Here is a 17,829-nt window from a genome sequence, read left to right on the forward strand (position 1 = left end):
GGGCTCGCTGCCAGTCAGACGCAGACGCCCGGCCGCTTGCTCCCCAGTCGGCCCTGACGCCCCGGAGCACACAACTGAGCGCTACTGCTCCGTCTCGGAGCCCAACTGCCCCTGGCCTTTTTCTCGGTCAATCGAACCGTATGTCTCCGCAGGAGCACCTTCACATGACTCACCCCCGTACGCGCGCCGCCCTCGGTGGCGCTCTGGCTGCCGTTGTGGCCGCGTCCGGTGTTCTAGTCGCCACCCCCGTCCAGGCCCTGGACGGCACGGCAACGTCCGACACCTCCTACGCCTTCACCGCGAAGCTCGCCATCGGCGACACCCTCCGATCCTGCACCGGAACCCTGATCAACGCCCAGTGGCTGCTGACCGCAGCTCGCTGCTTTGCCGATGACCCGTCAACCGGATACACGGTTGCTGCCGGCACTCCGAAGTGGAAGACGACCGCGACGATCGGCCGCAACCGGCTCGACTCATCCGACGGTCAGGTCCGCAACGTGGTCGAGCTCGTCCCGCGCACCGATCGCGACCTGGTGCTCGCCAGGCTCGACACCCCGGTACGTGGCGTTCTGCCCCTGCGTGCCGCCGGGGCCGCACCCGTCCAGGGCGAAGGCCTCACGGGCGCCGGCTACGGCCGAACCAAGGACACATGGGTGCCCAACACCCTGCACACCGGGGCGTTCACCGCCGGAGAGGTCACAGCAACGGGTCTGCTGATCGACGGCACTCCGGTGTGCAAGGGCGACACCGGTGCCCCGGTCGTCCGGGAGAAGGACGGAGTGCGTGAGCTCGCGGGCGTCGTGACGGCGTCCTGGCAGGGCGGCTGCCTCGGTGCGCCCGAGGGGGAGACCCGCACCGGCGCAGCCGCGACCCGCGTCGACGGCCTCGCCGGTTGGATCAAGCAATCGACCGCTTCTACGCTGACGCCATGGCGCCTGCAGATGGTCGCGACCGTCAATAAGGACCTCTACCACTCCGTACGCGACAGCAACTGGGACTGGTCGGTCTTCGGTGACGTCGAGAAGGCCGCTGGCAGCATCGGCGAGGTAGAAGTCGCCGCCGACGCGGCGATCTCCGGCACCAACCACGTCCTCGCGCTGGGTGGCGACGGCGCCGTCTACCAGGCCACCCGCAACCCCAACGGCACCTGGGTCGCCTTCCGCGCACTCACCAGCGAACTCGGCACTCTTGCTGGCATCAAGAAGATCTCCGTCACCTCGACCGGCACCGGCCTCGGGCTCGTTGCCGTCACCAACAGCCGTGTCTACCACGCGGCCCGCGACTCCGCCGGCAAGTGGTCCAAGTGGGGCGACGTTAGCACCGCCGTCGGCGCCCTGACCGGTACCAACCCCGCGCCCGCCGAGATCACCGTTGCGCAGATCGGCGGCACCACCCACGTCGGCGTTGTCACAGCCGAAGGCCGGGCCTTCCACACCATCCGTAACAGTAACGGCACCTGGGGCACATGGGGCGAGATCACCAAGATCGCCGGAGCTCCTTCCAAGGCCAGCAACATGGCCTTCGCCGGTACTGGAAACGACCTCCAGGCTGTCCTGACCGGGCCCGACGGCGTCATCAAGCATGTTGCCCGCCTCGCCAACGGCACCTGGAGCGCCTTCGGCAACCTCGGCCCCGTCCTCGGCACCGACCCCGTAACCAGCGTCGGCGCAGCCACCGTGGACAACGAGTTTCACGCCGCAATCATCACAGGCGGAATGATTAAGCACACCATGCGCCATACCAACGGTGCCTGGGAACCCGCCGACACCCCGCTCGGCGCCCCCGCCAACCCCACCAGCCTCGCCATCACAGGCAGCTGGAACTAGACATCTGAGCGCTGTAGGGGCCCGCACCTGCTGGCCCCTACAGCGGTGCCCAGTATGAGTCACCGCCCACCGCATCAGTCCTGCGTTCACCTGCCTCGCACGGTGGAAGGCAGCCACGAGCTGCCTTCCACCGTCGTTCTTGACGCCTCGGCTGATGAGCCGACCGGATTCCACGTCCTGTCCCTTCGCATGAACTGTGAGGTCAGGAGCCATTTGTATCCTTTTAGGAGTACCCGTGCCTGCAAAGCGGTCGCCTCGCGTGTGGCCCCTGGCCGCCGCCGTCACGCTGACTATGGTCGCCCCGATGCCCTCGGCCACCGCCCTGACTGACCAGCCCGCAACTTCGGACCTGAGCTTCACAGCCAAGGTCAACGTCGCGGACAAAATTGCCTGCACCGGCGCCCTAATCGACCCTCTCTGGGTACTGACGGCCAAGAACTGCTTCACGTCCGCCGGGATACCAGCCACTGGAGCACCGGCTCTCGCCACCACCGTGACAGTGGGCCGCACTGATCTGAACCAGACCAGTGGCAGCGTCCAGCAGGCAATGGAAGTCTTCGCACACCCGGACCGGGACCTGGCGCTCATCCGCCTCGCGCACCCGGTCACAGCGCCCGACGCCAAGCCCGTCCGACTTGCCACAGTCCCGGCAGCCGCGGGTGAGAAGCTGACCAAGGCCGGCTTCGGGCGAACCAAAACCGAGTGGGTGCCTGCCAGGCTCCACACAGGAACATTCCGTGTGGTCTCCACCACGGACAAGAACATCCATCTGGACGGTTCTGACACGGCGACTGTCTGCCAGGGCGACGCCGGCAGCCCGACCTTGCGCACCATCGACGGGACCACCGAGCTGGTGGCCGTCAATTCACGCTCTTGGCAAGGGGGCTGCCTGGGAACCGATCCTTCCGAGCAACGCACTAGCGCTCTCGATACCCGTGTCGACGACGTAAGGCCCTGGTTCCAGGAAATCAGAGCCACCCGCCCCCTCAGCCGGCTCTACGCCATCGGCGGAGACAGCCAGATCTACACCGCCACCGGCACCTACGACACCGCCGGAGACTGGACAGCCTTCGCCCCAGTCCCCGGCAGCAGCTCCATGAAACAGATATCCGCGGTCACGATGGGCTCGCAGCTGCGCCTGTTCGCCGTCGGCGCCGACGGGCGGATCAGCAGTGCCAACAGCGACTACACAGCCGGCGTCTGGACGGCTTTCAACCAAGTACCGGGCAACAGCTCGATCGCGCAGGTTGCCGCAGTCGTGATGGGCGACAAGGTCCGCCTCTTCGCCCTCAGCACCGACGGAAAGATCTACACTGCCACCGGCGATTACACCGCCGGAACCTGGACCCCGTTCACACCAGTCCCGGGCAGCAGCTCCATCCAGCGCGTTGCCGCTGTAGCGATGGGCGACAAGGTCCGCCTTTTCGCCATCGGCAGCGACCAGCGCATCTACTCAGCCAACGGCGACTACACCACCGGAAACTGGAGCGCGTTCAACCCCATCGCCAGCAGCGGCATCAAGAACATCGCCGCCACCGCCATCGGCGACAAGGTCCATCTGCTCGCCGTCGGTAGCGACGACAAGATCCACACGACCATCGGCGACTACAAGGCCGGAACCTGGGCGCCGTTCGCAACCATCGCCAGCAGCGGCATCAAGGACGTCACCGCCACCGCTATCGGCGACAAGGTCCGCCTCTTCGCAATCGGCAGCGACACCCAGATCTGGACCACCGACCGAAACCCCAACGGCAGCTGGAGCACCTTCGCCCCGGTCCGCAGCAGCAGCATCAAGGACATCGCCTCCACCGCTACCAGTAACTGAAGGTAGACCGCCGCTTCGACCGACGCGGGCGGGCACCAGTCAGCGACACCGTGCCCGCCTGGTCGCTGTGACGGGCCGGGCACACGGAGCGTCTTTACGCTCGGCGGCACGTCCGCGCAATGCGGAACGCACCCCGTAGCGCAGGACCGCGACCACGGCTCCACCACGCCCTGCCCACCGGGCCGCTGCCGCCCTCCCCACCGCCGACGCCGACTCCTCCTGGGCCAACCACGGCATCGTGGCCCCGGGCGTCCCGGCGTTTGTGCGGGTCTTCGAGGACGCCTGGCAGGGCGGCGACATGACTATCTGCCTCGCCCCGGCCAAGAGGGCCACTGGAACGGCGTGGCCAGCGACCGCGGCGACCCTCACCAGTGGGCCCACGCCTGCTGACAGACCCGACGCGCCGCCCGGGGTCTGCCATCCTCCGGCAGACCCCGGGCGGTAGGCGCACTGCAACCGGTTCTCCTGGCCCATGCCGGCAGCTCCCATCAGAGGACTCGTACGCCCTGCCCCCAGACCCGGAGGACGAACGAGTCATGGGCGAGCACGGCGAGGACCAGGAGCACAGCGCCGAACTGGCGCGGCCGCCGCTCACCGCGGCCCGCGCCCGGGAGTTGACGGCCGGGCTGCGTGAGGCGATAGACGACGCCCGGCCCTCGGTGGCGGTACTCGCCACCCGGGTCCGCGACGCACACGCCGTCGGCACTATCGGTGCCTGCAGCACGCCGGGAGGCGGCCGCTGTTTCCACGGCGACGGGACGGGACGTGCCCGCCCGCTGTGGGAGCCGGCTGCCGGGCACGCGTGAACGGCACGTGAGGAGAACGCCCGCGCCCCAGGCCACCCTTCCGGGGGCGCGGGGCGTGGGCGGGAGCAGCACCCCGGAGGGCTACGCCGGTGCCGGTTCCGGGCACAGCGACGCGAGGGGAGAGCATCGGCCCTTCTCCACCGCGCGCAGCTGCTCCAGCCGACCTCGTCCCACTTACAGCGATGGCAGGCTTGATGACGTAGGTGTGTCACGCGCTGTCATCGGCGCGTGGGGTAAGCAGGGGGACGACGTCGGCATCAGCGCCGAGGATGTCGTCCTGCTCCCGGTCATCCGGCCCGCCGTGGACTGGCGCGCCCTGCGCACCATTCGACCGGGCCGCCGCTCCCCGCTCGCCGCCCTGGAGCCGGCCGGGCCGGACGGCGACAGGCTGCTGTTGACGGCGGTCGGGCGGATCGCCGGTGTGGGCCGGGCCGCGGTGGTGAACTGGCTCCGCCGACACGACGACTTCCCCGACCCCGTCGGCGGCACGGAGGTGCATCCGGAGTTCGAGGTCCGCGCGATCGTCGACTGGCTCCTCGCCCACCGCAGGATCGAGGTACCGGCCACCCTGCCGGTGGCCTCGCTGCTCGTGGCCGGAACCGGCGGCGGCAAGCTCCCGTTCCACCTCGAAGACCCGTGGCTCGTCTTGGCCGTCGACGCCGACGGCGAGGACCGGCTCACTGCGTGGACCACCGACGACGACGCCGACGCCCTGGCCGAGCTCGCCGCCGACGAGTACGGCGCCTCGATGAGGCGGCTGACCGCGCCCGGCACGGCACCCCTCGCGGTGACGGGTGAGGTGCGGGCGGTCGACCGCTACCGGGCCGGGGCCGGCGGCCTGCGCATCAAGCCTGGCCTGGACCGCCCGCCTGCGGGGCGCCGCCTCACCACGCCCGTCAGGCGGCCAGGTCCGCCACGGCGTGCCGTATGCCACCCCGGGCCCGGAGTGCGTCTGCCGGCGGCACGACTGCGGCGGCCTGACCCCGGCCACCTGGTGCACCGAACACGGCCGAGCTGCCGAACCCGCCATGGAGTGGCACCCCGAGGGCGGCATCACTTGCCCCCGACCGCCGACAGCCGGCCCTTCGCTGAACACATCGCGCCCCGCCCGGATCCTCTGGGGCGGGGCGCGTGTGCCAGGGGGCGGTGCTACCGCGCCGTGTGGGTCGACCGGTCGGCCTTCCCGGTCGGCAGCCGGGTCAGCCCCACCGGGTGCTGCATCGTCAGGTCGCCGCCTAGCGCAGGTTCACTTCCCATCCGGCCTCCAGGAACGCGGCGCGGAAACGCTCCCTCGATCACCTCGCGGTGAGCGCTGCTGTGGTCGGCCACCCGGACCACGCAGTTGTGACCCATGCATGCGATCACCATGTCCGTGGGAGGCACCCGCACCCCGAGATCGTGTACGGCGCAGAGGGCTTGCGTGAGCGGGTTGGCGCGTCCTGGATTAGCTTGGCAGTCGTCATGGGAGCCAGTCTCCTCAGGCATGGTGCGGGCCCTAGGGTGCTCGGGCACCTTCCCCTCGACCGAGAGCGAGTACGGCGGACCGCGGACGTCCCGGCGGCCTAGGGCACCTGCGTGGCATTCGGCGGGCTTGGCGCCCCGCCCGAGACCCTGGACGTGAAGCGGGAAAAACCGCAGGTCGCAGCGCTGGTCTGACCCGCACCGGTCATGCGTCGGCGGGAGTCACGCTCCAGCGCTGCCGATCGTTGTACTTGCAGAAGTCGGTGATGAGTGGTCCTCGCCAGGGTGCTTCAACGCAGAAGTTATCGACCCGCAGCAGAGTGTGGGTGCCCTTCTCGTCCGTGAACTGGTCCGGTACGAACGTCTGATGCTTCATGTCGGTGTAGCAGGGGGCGGTTGTCATCCTCCCCCGCTCCATCTGGGGGGCGTTCAGACACAGGCCCGTCTCTACATTGATGTACTGCTCGAAGCGCACCTCCTCCCCGTTGGGGCCCTCCGTGTATCCGTACTGCTGAGTCCAACGCTGGCGCTTGTCCGCGGTGCGGGTCGCCAGGACGACCGCATCCTGCCCGTCCACGGACGCGGGCTCGGCCACCAGCGTCGGATCCCCTTCGAGGGCGATGAACACCTCCTGGTAAGGGGAGGGCTCGGCCTGCGCAGCGCCGGTGCCGGCGAGCATGGTGGCGACCAGGCACGCCCCGGCAGCCCAAACGGTGGTCTTCTTCAACTGAACGCTCCTTTGCGTGCAACGGTCGAGGGGTGGTGCACGGCTGCACCTGTCGGTCCCTTACCTGTTTCGATCATGCACGCGATATAGCGCCCAAAACGGAATCTACTGCGCAGATAACCCGCATTGCGCAGTCATCGCACCGGAGGAGCCGGGTGCCGGCTTCTTGTGGTGGCCGCGCGGAGCGCGTCGTTCTTGCGTCACTCCGGTGGTGCCCGGCCTGCGGGCGGCGGCACCACCACGCACCGTGTCACCCCACTCGTCCGGCTCGGCCTGCGCCGCACCGTCCTGAACTTCGCCGACACCACCCCCACGGCACGACGGCACCACACCGGGTCGGCCACCGAGCTCTACGCATGACCTTGCCCAGGTCCAGGGCCGCGAAGAGAGGGCGGTCCGTGTTCTTCGTGCCGGGTCCTCGCCGCTGACAAGCGGCGAGGACCCGGAAGCGACGCTGTGTTCATGCGGTCACGCAGTGGCGGAGCCAGGAGCGGATGGTGTCCGGATGCGAGGCTTCCAGCCGGATGTGGCCGCAGGAGCCTTCCAGGTAGTTGAGGTCTGCTGCCAGCACTCGCGTGTGCCGTCCGGTGGGCACCGACCACCACCAGCCCGGCCCCCACCGGCGGCCCGGAACGACCGAAAACGTGGACACCGGAGCCAGGTCCTCGAACCGCACCGACGCCGTCTGGTCCCACGGCTGTCGCTCGACTGGCTGGAGTGCACGCCGAGAATCCAGATGCGCAGACTGCGTCGTGGATCGGTCCTCGGGCTCCTGTGCCCGCAGCGGACTGGAGCCCGAGGGCCTCATTGCGGCCTTGCTGCGGCAGACCACGTGAGGGCTCCTCGATCTGGAAGGCACTCCAGCACCTGTTGGCCGAGGCCCCTGAAGTTACTGAGAGGCCCCCGGCGGCTTCCGACGCAACCGTTATCTACTTGCCGAAGAGGGGGGCCGAGGTAGCCGCCTAAGTGGTTACTGAAGACCGTTCGCCCCGCCCGGGTCTCTCCTGGGCCGGGCGTTTTACGGTTAGGGCACGAAAGGGTCGAGCTGGGACGGCGGAGACAGAGGTGTTCTGCTGGCCGAGCAGGGTCCGGTCACGGCGTAAGACGGCGGTCTGGGGTTGTCTCAGGGCGGGGTGATCGTCACCGGTTTCGTCGCGCCGCACCCGCCATCGTTCCGGCGGCCGGGCCGGAGTCGCCGGAAGCTGGCCAAGCAAACCTGCCTGCCCGGCGCGCTTAGAGGCCGCCACCCCAGGGCGTTCTGCAACGAAAAGAGCCGGTCCAGAGGACCGGCTCTTGTGCAGTCTCGCGCGCCAACGCGATCGTGCGTAAACCCTGTTCGGCGGCTGAAGCCCGTTTTCAGGGGTCGGTTGGATGGTGACAGACGCCGTGACGACACAGCAAGGAACCGTGGGACAGACTCGCGGGATTCTCCTCGGCTTTCCTGAGCAGCCGTCGGCGCCGCTCCCGAGAGCAGGAGGCACCTGAGTGCATCAGCCCTGGCTGGGGTGCTGCGGAGGGTGTCGGGCGATAGATGCTCTGCTGTCCCAGGCACGGAACGTCACGATGACCTCACGGGGAGCGGTGAATTCCCTGCCCGGACACCGCGCATCAATGTCCCCCGATCGGCTCAAGCTACTGGCAGCATATGTCCGCACCATCTGTCTCGGGCGGCGCCAAACGTCCCGCAGGCAGCGAACTACCGGCTGAAGCCCGACCCCCGGTGCGTACATCGCCCGGGGGTCTCACCTCGTCACGGAATCCGTGAGCAGGATTTTCTGGGGGAGACATGACCTCGCACGACTCGGCTACCAGGATCGGACCGCGAGAGGCCGTCATCCTGATCGTCACCACGGTGTTCTTCACCGCGACAGTGCTCCTGGCCGCACTCGGACTGCCTGTCAACGACATCTTGATCCTCATGAGCGGCACCGCCGGGGCTGCGGTCGTGACGGTTACGGCCATGACCCTCGCCGGCGCCGTGCGCTCAGCCCGCGTCGCCGAGCGAGAGGCCCTCGCAGTGCTCGCCCGCCTCGCTGCCCAGGCGTGACGGGAACAGCACGCCATGGGGCGTACCTTGAACCCGATCCCGAACCCGAACAGCCTCACAGGGCGCCTCGCCCAGCACCTGCGCGACGGCATGGCACTGCGCCGGCTCAGCTACCGCGAGCTGGCGACCATCACCAGATACCACGCCACCACTCTCCAGCGGGCCGCCGACGGCAAGCACCTGTCCACCTGGGAAGTAGTCCGGGAGTTCGCCAGTACATGTGACCTCGACCTGGAAGCGACCCGAGGGATGTGGAAGGCCGCACACAGCGAGCGCCACCGCCGACGCGACCCCCGGGCCAGGCCGGTCGGAGTCGAACAGATCCACAACTACGCGGAACTGGGGGTCTTCCTGGTCGACTTACGCGAACGGAAGGGCAGCCCTCCATACCGGCTCATGGAGCGGCGGGCGCTGGCCCACTGGAAGTGGTTCGGGCGCCTGCCGCACTCCACCGCACAGCGCATCGGAACGCGCCAGACTTCCCGGCCGACGCTCAACCAGATGCGGGCATTCCTGGTGGGATGTGGCATCCCACCAGAACACCACGGTGACCTCGTACGGGCATGGCATCGAGCACACACCAGGTACCAGGAGGACCGGGCGCGGGGGACAAAAACGCATCCCCCTTCCGAGAACAGTGGGGCCCTGACCAAGGTTGCCCTCGAGCACAGTGCGCTCCAGGCAGCACACGAAGTCGGGTACGCCCCACTGGAACCCTTCCGTGGCTATCAGCGGCCCTGGTCCGTGATCTGCCGGTCATGCGGGCAGAACCTGCGAATCCGCCTGGATTGGGAAATGCATCGACAACAGCAGACTGGTGACCGGGACCTGACCTGTCGCGCGTGCACGGAACGCCCGGCTTCAAACCCCTCAGCGCCCGCCCCTGGCAGTCCGGCTGCCCTCGCCGAAATCGCGTCTCTGGCAATCCTGACGTCCGGCCGGGGCATGGCCCGCTGATCCGTGCAGACTGTCAGCTGGCGACGATGCCGGCCTCGGCCGGCCCCCCGGTCACACCGCCGTACGGTGCGTAACGGCCTTTCGCTCCGCCCTGGTGTTCCTGGGCGGGGCGGGTCGAGGATGTCTCCCCGGAGCTGGCCTGGCAGCGCATGACTGATGGGGCGGACCGGGGAGCAGACGTTGACGGACGCGCTCGACAACCCCAACGGCGACGCTCTCTACCGCCGCCACTACGCCCGCGCCGAGGCGGAGGACGAGCGGCGCCGTGCCGCTGAGCGGGAGGCGCGGCGGCCGGTGTGCCGGCGGTGCGGGCGGAAGTTCACGGACGAGTGCTGGGAGGAGATCACCGTGCACCGGACCGCCATACGGGCCGGGGGACAAATCCGTGTGCGGTCCGTGCCGCGCCGACGACGTCGCCCGCGGGGAAGCCGCCGCCGAAGCTGCCCGCATCGAGCCCGTCACGCCACCGGAACTGGGGCCGGAACACGGCCAGGAGCCGGGCAAGCTCCGGGGGCTGTTCCGCCGCCGCGGCTGACCTCGCACGACGCCGCCCCTCCTCATGCCGATGGGGCGGCGTCGACGAGCAGCGGCTTGGGTCAGGTCGGCGCGGCTTGCTTCGCCATCGCGGCGAGCGCCAGCCCTTCTCCACCACATCCCGAGAGGGGAGCGAGACCAGACGCTTACGTTCAGCCATCTGGGCAGGGGTGCCCCTGGCATGCGGAGGTGAGCGGAGAGACGCACTCTGAGGTAATGGACGGGTCTGGAGAGCCTCCTGCTGCAGCGGCGTCGAGGAGACCGGCGCGTGAGCGCCGGAACCTGCTCCTGGCCCTCGTGGCAGGGATCGTCATCGGTGCGGGCGGGGCCGGCGCCATCTGGGCTCTGACAGACAGCAGTGGGCCGTCTCCCGAGGCCGTCAGCCCTCCGCCGTCGCCGACCACGCAGACACCGAGCCCCTCTCCGACACCCACTGTCTTTCAGCTGACGGGCACCTTCCTGCTGACCAGGAATGCGGTCAGCGACGGCGAGGGCGACGGCGAGGGGAGCGAAGGTTTCGACGACATCACCGAAGGCACGGCGGTCACGGTCTACGACGCCTCCGGCACGGTCATCGCCACCGGCGCCCTGGGCGAGTCGACCAAGACGGGGACCGCGTGCAGCTTCGAGGTGATCGTCCCTGACGTACCCACAGGTCAGGGCTTTTACAAAGTGGAGATCACCCACCGCGGAACCCTGCAGATCAGTGAGTCCGAGGCGATGAGCGGGTCCTTCGGAGGCAGTCTCGGATGAACGAGCCGTCCTTCGGAGGACAACCACGGCGACGCCGGGCGACCGGCAGCGACACCGAGCAGTAGACGAAGCGTGATGTGTCATGAGCAATGCACAACCTCAGCCCCAGTGGGGGACCCCTGCGCCTGCGGCGGGACAGCCGCGCAGGCGCAGGCCGCGGATGTTCCTCTGGGTCTTCCTCGCCATCCAGGTGATCTTCCTGATCTGGATCATCGTCGGGGCCGCCTCGGGATCCGGGACTGGACTGCGGAACGCTCGACCGCCAGACGTCCAACGACGCCGAAAGCCTTGGTACCGCGATCGGGGTCGGAGTGATCGTCACCAGGCGAGGCGGATGCCGTCTGTGTAGGTGCTGGTACCTGCGCGGTCCCGCCCGCGGCGCCCGCGGGCGGGACCGTCCTGCGCTGCTGCCCTCTCCGCGGCTCGGTGAGGGGGCTGCCAGCCGACGATCAGGAGCCGCAGGCCCAGGTCTTCCGCGCGCCGGTGCAGGGACCTCGCCGCGCTCGCGGGGCTCGTCGGCTGGTCACTAGGGGGACTCACCATGGCCGAGGGGACGGACTGCGACAGGATTACCGGCTTGCTGCTCGTCGTGCTGCTGGTCTCTGCGACCCTGCAGGACGGTGAGAGCGTCCCGCGGGATGGGGAGTCCGGGAGCGCGATGTCCGAGGATCGTCCGCGTGCCGCGGATTATACCGGACGGGCAGGGATGGTGCCGGGCATGCCGTCCTCACACGTGAGTGCTGGGTGCGTCATGTGATGCGGACGGCGAGGATGGCGATGTCGTCACCGGGCGGTGTCGGCGCGTAGGTGATGGTCTTGTTTTCGAGGGCGGCTACGGTCTCGGTGGCAGAGGCGTGGGGCATGCGGGCCAGGAGATTGTGGACGCCTTGTTCGCCGAGCATGGAGGTGTCTGAGCGCCGTTCGGTGACGCCGTCGGTGAAGAGCAGGAGAAGGTCGCCGGGGTGCAGTTCGTCTTCGGTGGTGTGCAGCGGGGGGTTGTCCAGGACGCCGAGGAAGGCGCCTGGTGTGCCGAGCCGCACGACGGTCCCGTCTGCCCGGCGTAGCAGTGGGTGGGGGTGGCCGCCCAGAGTCAGGCGCAGGCGCATCGGCGTGGTGCCCACGTTGAGTTCGGCGTAGGCGGCTGTGCAGAAGGGGTTGGTGGAGCGGTCGGCGAGGATCGCGCGGTTGACGGCTTGGAGGACTGTGTGTGGCTGGGTGTGCCACTGTCCTGCGGCGCGTGCGGTGTGTCGTACGAGGCCGGTGAGTGCTGCGGCCGCCGGTCCTTTGCCGCAGACGTCTCCGATGGTCAGCGCCCATGTCGTCGCGCTGGTGGGGTGGATGTCGTAGAAGTCGCCGCCGACGAGGGTTCCCTGGTGTCCCGGGTGGTAGCAGGCGGCGATCTCCACCCCGGGTATCTCCGGTAGGTCGGGGGGCAGCAGGCTCTGCTGCAGGTAGTGGGCGACCTCGCTGTGCACGGCGAAGCGCCGGGCCTGGACGACGGCCTGGGTCGCCCGGTGGGCGAGTTCCTGTGCGAAGGGGACGTCGCGTTCGGTGAACAGGGTGTTCGCCGGGGTGGACTGGATCAGGACCATGGCACCGATGACGGTGTCGGACCGCGTCATGGGCACGGCCAGCCAGGAGGCCGCGGGCGTGAGCTCGCGCAGAGCGGCCCGGTGCTGCGGACTGCGGGCGAGGCGGTCGAGCTCGCGTGCGACGTCGGTGACCAGCTCATGCCGGCCGGTGCGGAGGACCGCGCCGACCCCGCCCTCGGCATCGAACTGCGGAGGGAACTGCTCGAGCATGGCGCGCAGTGCCTGCTGCTGCTCAGGGTCCCGGTGGCTGAGGGCGGCGAGCTCGGGCCGGCCGTTGCGGCCGATGGTGTGGATGAGGCATCCGTCGGCGATCCGCGGTACGACCGCGGCCGCGATGCTGTCGAAGGTGGCGCCGAGCTCGAAATCCAGGGACGTAGCCAGGACGGCGCTGACTTCGGCGAGGGCTTCGAGCTGCGCCTGCTTGTAGGCGGCCTCCTGCTGCAGCCGGACGCGTTCGATGGCCTGCGCACACTGCCCGACAAGGGCGGTGAGGAAGCCGCGTTCGGATTCGGAGAAGTCGTGGCGTACGTCGAAGTGGAAACTGACCGCGCCGAAGAGACGGCCCTCCGCCGTGAGGGGCAGGACCGCGGTGGAGTGGTACCGCTCGGTGAAGAAGGCGGCGGCCTGGGGAAACGCCTCGGCCCGTTCGGCCGGGTCGGTGAAGAACAGGGCGCGGCCGGTTCTGGCGGTATACGCCATGGGGTAGGGCGCGGTGACACTGAAAGGGGCCGGGGTCTGAAGCGATTGTTCCGCGTCGTGGATGTGCCGCACGGTGTACTGATCGCTGCCTGGCTCGCTGAGGACCGCAGCTCCCACGGTCGCTCCGATGGCGGGCATGATCTGCTCTGTGAGGATCCCCATGACGCTGGCGAGGGTGCCGGCTGTGGCCAGGGCGGCGGTGAGCTGGGCCAGCAGTTCTGCTCTCAGTACGCGCTCGCTGGTGTCGCGCAGTACCCACACGAGGCGATCCGACCCCAGACGAGTCGCCTGGTACTCGTAGTCGGCCGCCCGGTAGGTGCTGGCTTGAGTCCAGTGGAACGCGCCCTGCTCCGTTCGCCCGGTGTCCAAAACGCGCAGACACGCTGCAAAAGACCCGTTGTGGGTCATCTGTGGCCAGAGCTCGCTGCACAGACCACCCAATGGGGCGATCCCGCCCGGCTGGCCTGCCCGGGCAGCCGCGTTCATGTACTCCAAGCGCATGTCCACTGCTCTGCCCGCGGCATCCCGCACCGCGACGGACACCGTCACCGCATCGGGAAGGCACTCAAACACCGGGCCCAACCCCACATCGAGCAGCGTGTCGGCCGCCTGGTCCGGCACCGTGCGTGAGGAGACGGCGCCGCGCGCTCTCTGTCCTGGTCCCGATGTGGCCATCGCTCCGTACCCCACTCATCCGTGCCGCAGAACAGCGGATACGTGCCGGTTTTTCTACTCAACCGAAGAAAACCTGTTGTCGCACGACAAGTGTCGCACGCGGGCCACGCGCTAGAAGGGAAGGGGGAAGGCTTAACTCTGCCTTGGCATAAAGCAGCCCCGGCCTTTGCCAAGCTCCGGCAGGCCAGTGGCCTGACCAGTACGCAGGTGGCCGAGCGCCTGTTGATCTCCCAGCCCAAGATCAGCCACTTGGAGAACGGCCGCCGGGCCATCAAGCCCACCGATGTCGGGGACCTGTGCGGCCTCCACAGAGTCACAGACCCACAGGTCATCGACTCGTTGATGCAGATGGCCACCGAATCGGACCGGCAGGGCTGGTGGGCTGCCTGCGGCGACATCCCGTACGCCGGCTACATCGGCCTGGAGACGGCAGCCTCCTCGCTCCACTCCTACGAGCTGGTCGCGGAGGTGTCCGCGGATCGGGCCGTGGATCACGCCCTACGCCGTCCCGGGGCCGGAGTGCGGTTGCCGGCGGCACGACTGCGGCGGTCTCACCCCGGCCGACTGGTGCACCGAGCACGGCCGGGCCGCCGAACCCGCGATGGAGTGGCACCCCGCCGCCAGCGTCCGCTTCACCCAGCTCGCCCGCCGCGGCGTCACCGTTCCGCTCGTCGCGCACTGACGGCGGCCCGTCGACGTGGCCGCGGCGGTGAGGTGCCGGGTGCGGCTTTTCGTGGGCACGAGCGGCGTCAGCGCGGCCGTGGCCCGGGTCCCCGGGTCGTGGCCGGCGGCGTGTGTACGACGAGGCCCCGAGGAGTGTTCCTGCGGACGGGGTCTGGATGTTCCGGCCCCGGTGCGAGGTCGGCCGTGAAGCCGGGACCGGCTGGCGCTTCTGGCCCGACCGGTCCGTGCTCGCTTGGAGTGGCGTGACTACTGGGCCGGCCAGATGCCGACGAACGGAGGCCAGAGGGTGATGTCGACGCCACCCAACTCAGATGACGAGCGTGTGGTGGCCGCGCTCTTGTCCTCCACGACGACGCGCGGTCGTTGTTGTCCCCGCGGAAGGAGATGTCCTGCTCCCAGGTGCCCAGCTCGCCCCCGGCGCGGAAGGTCATAGGCCAGCCGTGCTCTGAAGCCGGGGCCCTGCCGCAGCGGGGCAGGGCCCCGGGGAGGTGCGGTCGGTGCTCAGCAGCTCTGGGCCCATCGGTGGGAGTCGCCGCGGTCGTTGGCGACGCCGTTGAAGCTGACTTCCTGGCCGGGGGCGAGGCAGAGGGTCATGTCGCCGCCCTGGCCCGCGTCTTCGAAGACCTGCACGTAAGCGGGGATCCCGGGGCCTTCGATGCCGTGGTTGGCCCAGGAGGAGTCGTTGTCGGCGATGTGGCTCTCCCACCAGCCGTCGTCACCGTGCCAGTTCGCCCGCTGGCCCTGGTAGTCGGCATGTTCCCAGGCGCAGAAGTGGCCGCTGGGGCAGTCGGCTGCGCCGACGGGTGCGGCTGCGGCGATGCTGCCGGTGAGGACGAGGAAGACCGCGGCGGCCGAGGTGAGCAGGTTACGGGGGATCATGAGCGAGTGTCGCCTTTCTGTGGGGGGTGGTCGGCCAGGAGGCCGGCCGCGCGCCGCACTGCGCGGTCGCGCAGGCGGTCGTAGGCGGTGAGGTCGTCACGGTGCGCGGCACGGACCTGTGCGAGCCGGGCCGGCTCCAACCGGGTCCGCAGCGCCTCGAGCCCGCTCGCCCGGATACAGGCCGCGTCGTGGTCGTGGCAGGCGGCCCGGCGGGCCAGAGTGGCCCGGTAGCCGGGATCCTCACGGAGCAGGGCCTGTGCTTCGGGGCGCAGGTTGTTGACGGTCACCTGGGCGCGGAACCAGCTTTTCTGGTCGCCGTAGAGGTGGCGGTGCGCTTCGGCCAGGCAGCCGTCGGTGTGGGCGCGGACGGTGTAGCCGGTGGTGAGCGTGATCGACAGCTCGGCAGGGCCGGTCCCGAACAGCACCTCTTGCCGTGGGGGCGGCCCGGCGGCGCCCCGGTCGTGCAGGCACTGGTTCACGAGAACCTGCTCCGCGGTCGCGATGAGGTCGGTGCGGCCCTGCTCCGAGGCGGGCAGTGCCGGGGCCGGGTGGGGCCGTGCCGTACAGGCCCCGGCGAACAACGCCGCCAGCACGGCGGCCACCACAGGCCGGACCGCCCATCTCGAGGGAGCGTTAATCGTCACACCGCTACAAACGATCACATGAGTGTCGAGGCACGGCAGGGTGCCGGAGGGCAGGCGGGTGTCGTACTCCCGGCCCGCCCGGCCGGAGCTGGAGCGATCCTTTTTCCCGGCGCTCCGGCAGCCTCCGGCGCCGGCGCCGCCACGTTCGCCGTCCTCGCCTCCCTCACCCTGGGCGGATGCAGCGACCGCGGTGTCCTCGGACGGACGGCTGAGCGCATGTGTCCGTTCGGAGTGCTTTTGGGGTCAGTGTGGGTTCAGGATGCGGCGCAGGGTGTTCTCGATGTCGGTGCGTCTGGGGGTGTGGGCGCCGGCGAGGCCGCGCAGGGTGAAGCCGTTCATGGCGACGGCGGCGGTGGTGGTGGCGGTGATGGGGTCGGTGTAGCGGGTCAGGGTCTGGGTGCTGAGCTCGATGTAGCGGTCGGCGATGGGGCGCAGGGCGGCGAGGGACTCCACCGTGGTGCGCACCGCACCGGTGCGCGCGCCGTCGACCGACCCCTTGTTCGGGTGCGGCCGGGCGCGCATCGGCCCCCTTGTCCGGCTCCGTTACACCCCCTTGTCCAGCTCTGCTACCGCGACGTTTCTCCTTGACATTGCCGGTTTCGGCTTGCGGTCAGGTCGCGGTCAAGGGGGTGTGTGACAGAGGAGCCCGCCCGGCCGTGGCGTGTGCCCTGTGCGGTGCGGCGACACGAGGGGCGCACCGCCGGCGCCCGGCGGTGCGGTGCGGTGGTGCGGTGGTGTGCCAGGGGTGCGCGCTGGACTGCACCATCGCGTTGATGTGCGCGGCGACGTTCAGGAGCAGCCGGTGCAGTTCCGAGGTCGCGCCGACGATGTCGCCCGCGCAGGCGGTTTCGATGTGGTCGGCCTGCAACGCCCGGATGTAGGCGGGCGGCGGCGATGTCGTCCGGCTCCATCGGGGCGAGCGGCGCGGTGACGGTGTTCTCGGGCCTGGGTGCTCCTGATCGTCCGGCTGCCTCGCTGATCGCGGCGGCCGCGAAGGAACCCTCGAACTGCGGGTCTGTGGACAGAGTCCGGTCGCTGAAAGGGGGAGAACTCTCCCTCTCCGGTGTCCTTTGCCATCGAAGTTGGACCGATTGCCCCGAAGGTGGGCGGTTTGAGTGTCGCGCTCTATCTCCTGCGCGCCCTTGTCACCAGAAACGCCGCCCCGACGATAACGATCACAACGATGGCGATGATCCAGAAGGAGGGGGAGCCCTGACCTGCTCCCTTGGCCAAGAATTGCATGTGCGACATGTCGTTTCCCGTCCCATCCGTGGTAACTGATTACGACCCGTCATCCGGGTGCCCGGTCCACGCGCACGTACCCGTTCGATCCGTCCAGCTTCAATGGCAGGCGGTCCACGTTCACCGTCAGAGGACATCCGGGTTGATCACGATGCGGTCACGACGACGCCAGGACCTCCCGGTCCACGGGCGCACATCGCCGGACTCACCCGGCTCTTCCGGCAGGCCGCCGGCACCATCGCTGCCCGCAGCACCCCGGGCGGCCACTGCTTCCACTGCGACGGGACGGGACGTGCCCGCCCGCTGTGGGAGCCGGCCGGGCACCAGTGAGCGGCACGCAAGAACAACGCCCGCGCCCCGGGCCGCCCTTCTGGACGGTGTGGGACGCGGGCGGCCAAGGCCCTTGGAGGTCTGGGTGCAGTTCCTGGTGGGCTGCCAGGAGGTGGGGTGCGGGGTGCTGGGCGGACGTTCCCCCGTG

At 69.3% G+C, this 17,829-nt stretch carries 15 protein-coding genes; 9 read left to right on the plus strand and 6 right to left on the minus strand.

Annotation, left to right across the window (positions count from 1 at the left end):
• The first annotated feature begins 164 nt into the window (after positions 1-164).
• The 4 genes from ABZ135_RS23095 (at position 165) to ABZ135_RS23110 (ending at position 5,766) form a co-directional block, all read left to right on the plus strand.
• On the plus strand, positions 165-1,826 hold the full coding sequence (locus ABZ135_RS23095) for a trypsin-like serine protease (RefSeq protein ID WP_356698115.1): 1,662 nt from the start codon (positions 165-167) through the stop codon (positions 1,824-1,826).
• 304 nt (positions 1,827-2,130) lie between these two features.
• The gene (locus ABZ135_RS23100; RefSeq protein ID WP_356698116.1) at positions 2,131-3,651 is read left to right on the plus strand and encodes a trypsin-like serine protease; all 1,521 of its coding nucleotides are present in this window, start codon (positions 2,131-2,133) and stop codon (positions 3,649-3,651) included.
• Between the two features lie 536 nt (positions 3,652-4,187).
• Positions 4,188-4,457, plus strand: a complete 270-nt coding sequence (locus tag ABZ135_RS23105; RefSeq protein WP_356698117.1) for a hypothetical protein — start codon at positions 4,188-4,190, stop codon at positions 4,455-4,457.
• A 205-nt stretch (positions 4,458-4,662) separates the two neighbouring features.
• Entirely contained in the window at positions 4,663-5,766 is a 1,104-nt protein-coding gene (locus ABZ135_RS23110; protein ID WP_356698141.1) for a hypothetical protein, read from the plus strand.
• 357 nt (positions 5,767-6,123) lie between these two features.
• Here ABZ135_RS23110 and ABZ135_RS23115 read toward each other — a convergent pair whose 3' ends face one another.
• Positions 6,124-6,645, minus strand: a complete 522-nt coding sequence (locus ABZ135_RS23115; RefSeq protein WP_356698118.1) for a hypothetical protein — start codon at positions 6,643-6,645, stop codon at positions 6,124-6,126.
• A gap of 195 nt (positions 6,646-6,840) precedes the next feature.
• Here ABZ135_RS23115 and ABZ135_RS23120 point away from each other — a divergent pair, with 195 nt between their 5' ends.
• The 4 genes from ABZ135_RS23120 (at position 6,841) to ABZ135_RS23135 (ending at position 10,936) form a co-directional block, all read left to right on the plus strand.
• The gene (locus ABZ135_RS23120) at positions 6,841-7,005 is read left to right on the plus strand and encodes a hypothetical protein (RefSeq protein ID WP_356698119.1); all 165 of its coding nucleotides are present in this window, start codon (positions 6,841-6,843) and stop codon (positions 7,003-7,005) included.
• Between the two features lie 1,426 nt (positions 7,006-8,431).
• Positions 8,432-8,692: a hypothetical protein gene (locus tag ABZ135_RS23125; RefSeq protein ID WP_356698120.1), complete on the plus strand. Its 261-nt coding sequence runs from the start codon at positions 8,432-8,434 to the stop codon at positions 8,690-8,692.
• Positions 8,693-8,719: 27 nt separating this feature from the next.
• Entirely contained in the window at positions 8,720-9,649 is a 930-nt protein-coding gene (locus tag ABZ135_RS23130; protein ID WP_356698121.1) for a hypothetical protein, read from the plus strand.
• 831 nt (positions 9,650-10,480) lie between these two features.
• On the plus strand, positions 10,481-10,936 hold the full coding sequence (locus tag ABZ135_RS23135; RefSeq protein ID WP_356698122.1) for a hypothetical protein: 456 nt from the start codon (positions 10,481-10,483) through the stop codon (positions 10,934-10,936).
• A 749-nt stretch (positions 10,937-11,685) separates the two neighbouring features.
• Here the strand turns inward: ABZ135_RS23135 and ABZ135_RS23140 are convergent.
• Positions 11,686-13,488, minus strand: coding sequence for a SpoIIE family protein phosphatase (locus tag ABZ135_RS23140; RefSeq protein WP_356698123.1), 1,803 nt, complete (start codon positions 13,486-13,488; stop codon positions 11,686-11,688).
• A 504-nt stretch (positions 13,489-13,992) separates the two neighbouring features.
• On the opposite strand from ABZ135_RS23140, the gene ABZ135_RS23145 reads away from it, so the two are divergent.
• On the plus strand, positions 13,993-14,832 hold the full coding sequence (locus ABZ135_RS23145; RefSeq protein WP_356698139.1) for a helix-turn-helix transcriptional regulator: 840 nt from the start codon (positions 13,993-13,995) through the stop codon (positions 14,830-14,832).
• A gap of 255 nt (positions 14,833-15,087) precedes the next feature.
• Here ABZ135_RS23145 and ABZ135_RS23150 read toward each other — a convergent pair whose 3' ends face one another.
• The 4 genes from ABZ135_RS23150 to ABZ135_RS23165 all read right to left on the minus strand — a co-directional run bounded on the left by ABZ135_RS23150 (position 15,088) and on the right by ABZ135_RS23165 (position 16,977).
• Positions 15,088-15,465, minus strand: coding sequence for a peptidase inhibitor family I36 protein (locus tag ABZ135_RS23150; protein WP_356698124.1), 378 nt, complete (start codon positions 15,463-15,465; stop codon positions 15,088-15,090).
• The gene (locus ABZ135_RS23155; protein WP_356698125.1) at positions 15,462-16,058 is read right to left on the minus strand and encodes a hypothetical protein; all 597 of its coding nucleotides are present in this window, start codon (positions 16,056-16,058) and stop codon (positions 15,462-15,464) included. The genes ABZ135_RS23150 and ABZ135_RS23155 overlap by 4 nt, the downstream gene beginning before the upstream one ends.
• Before the next feature lie 294 nt (positions 16,059-16,352).
• Positions 16,353-16,631 (minus strand): hypothetical protein, encoded by a 279-nt coding sequence (locus ABZ135_RS23160; RefSeq protein ID WP_356698126.1) that lies wholly within the window; start codon positions 16,629-16,631, stop codon positions 16,353-16,355.
• 88 nt (positions 16,632-16,719) lie between these two features.
• Positions 16,720-16,977, minus strand: coding sequence for a hypothetical protein (locus ABZ135_RS23165; RefSeq protein WP_356698127.1), 258 nt, complete (start codon positions 16,975-16,977; stop codon positions 16,720-16,722).
• Between the last annotated feature and the right edge of the window lie 852 nt (positions 16,978-17,829).

The sequence above is a fragment of the Streptomyces sp. NPDC006339 genome (assembly GCF_040612775.1).
GTDB lineage: Bacteria > Actinomycetota > Actinomycetes > Streptomycetales > Streptomycetaceae > Streptomyces.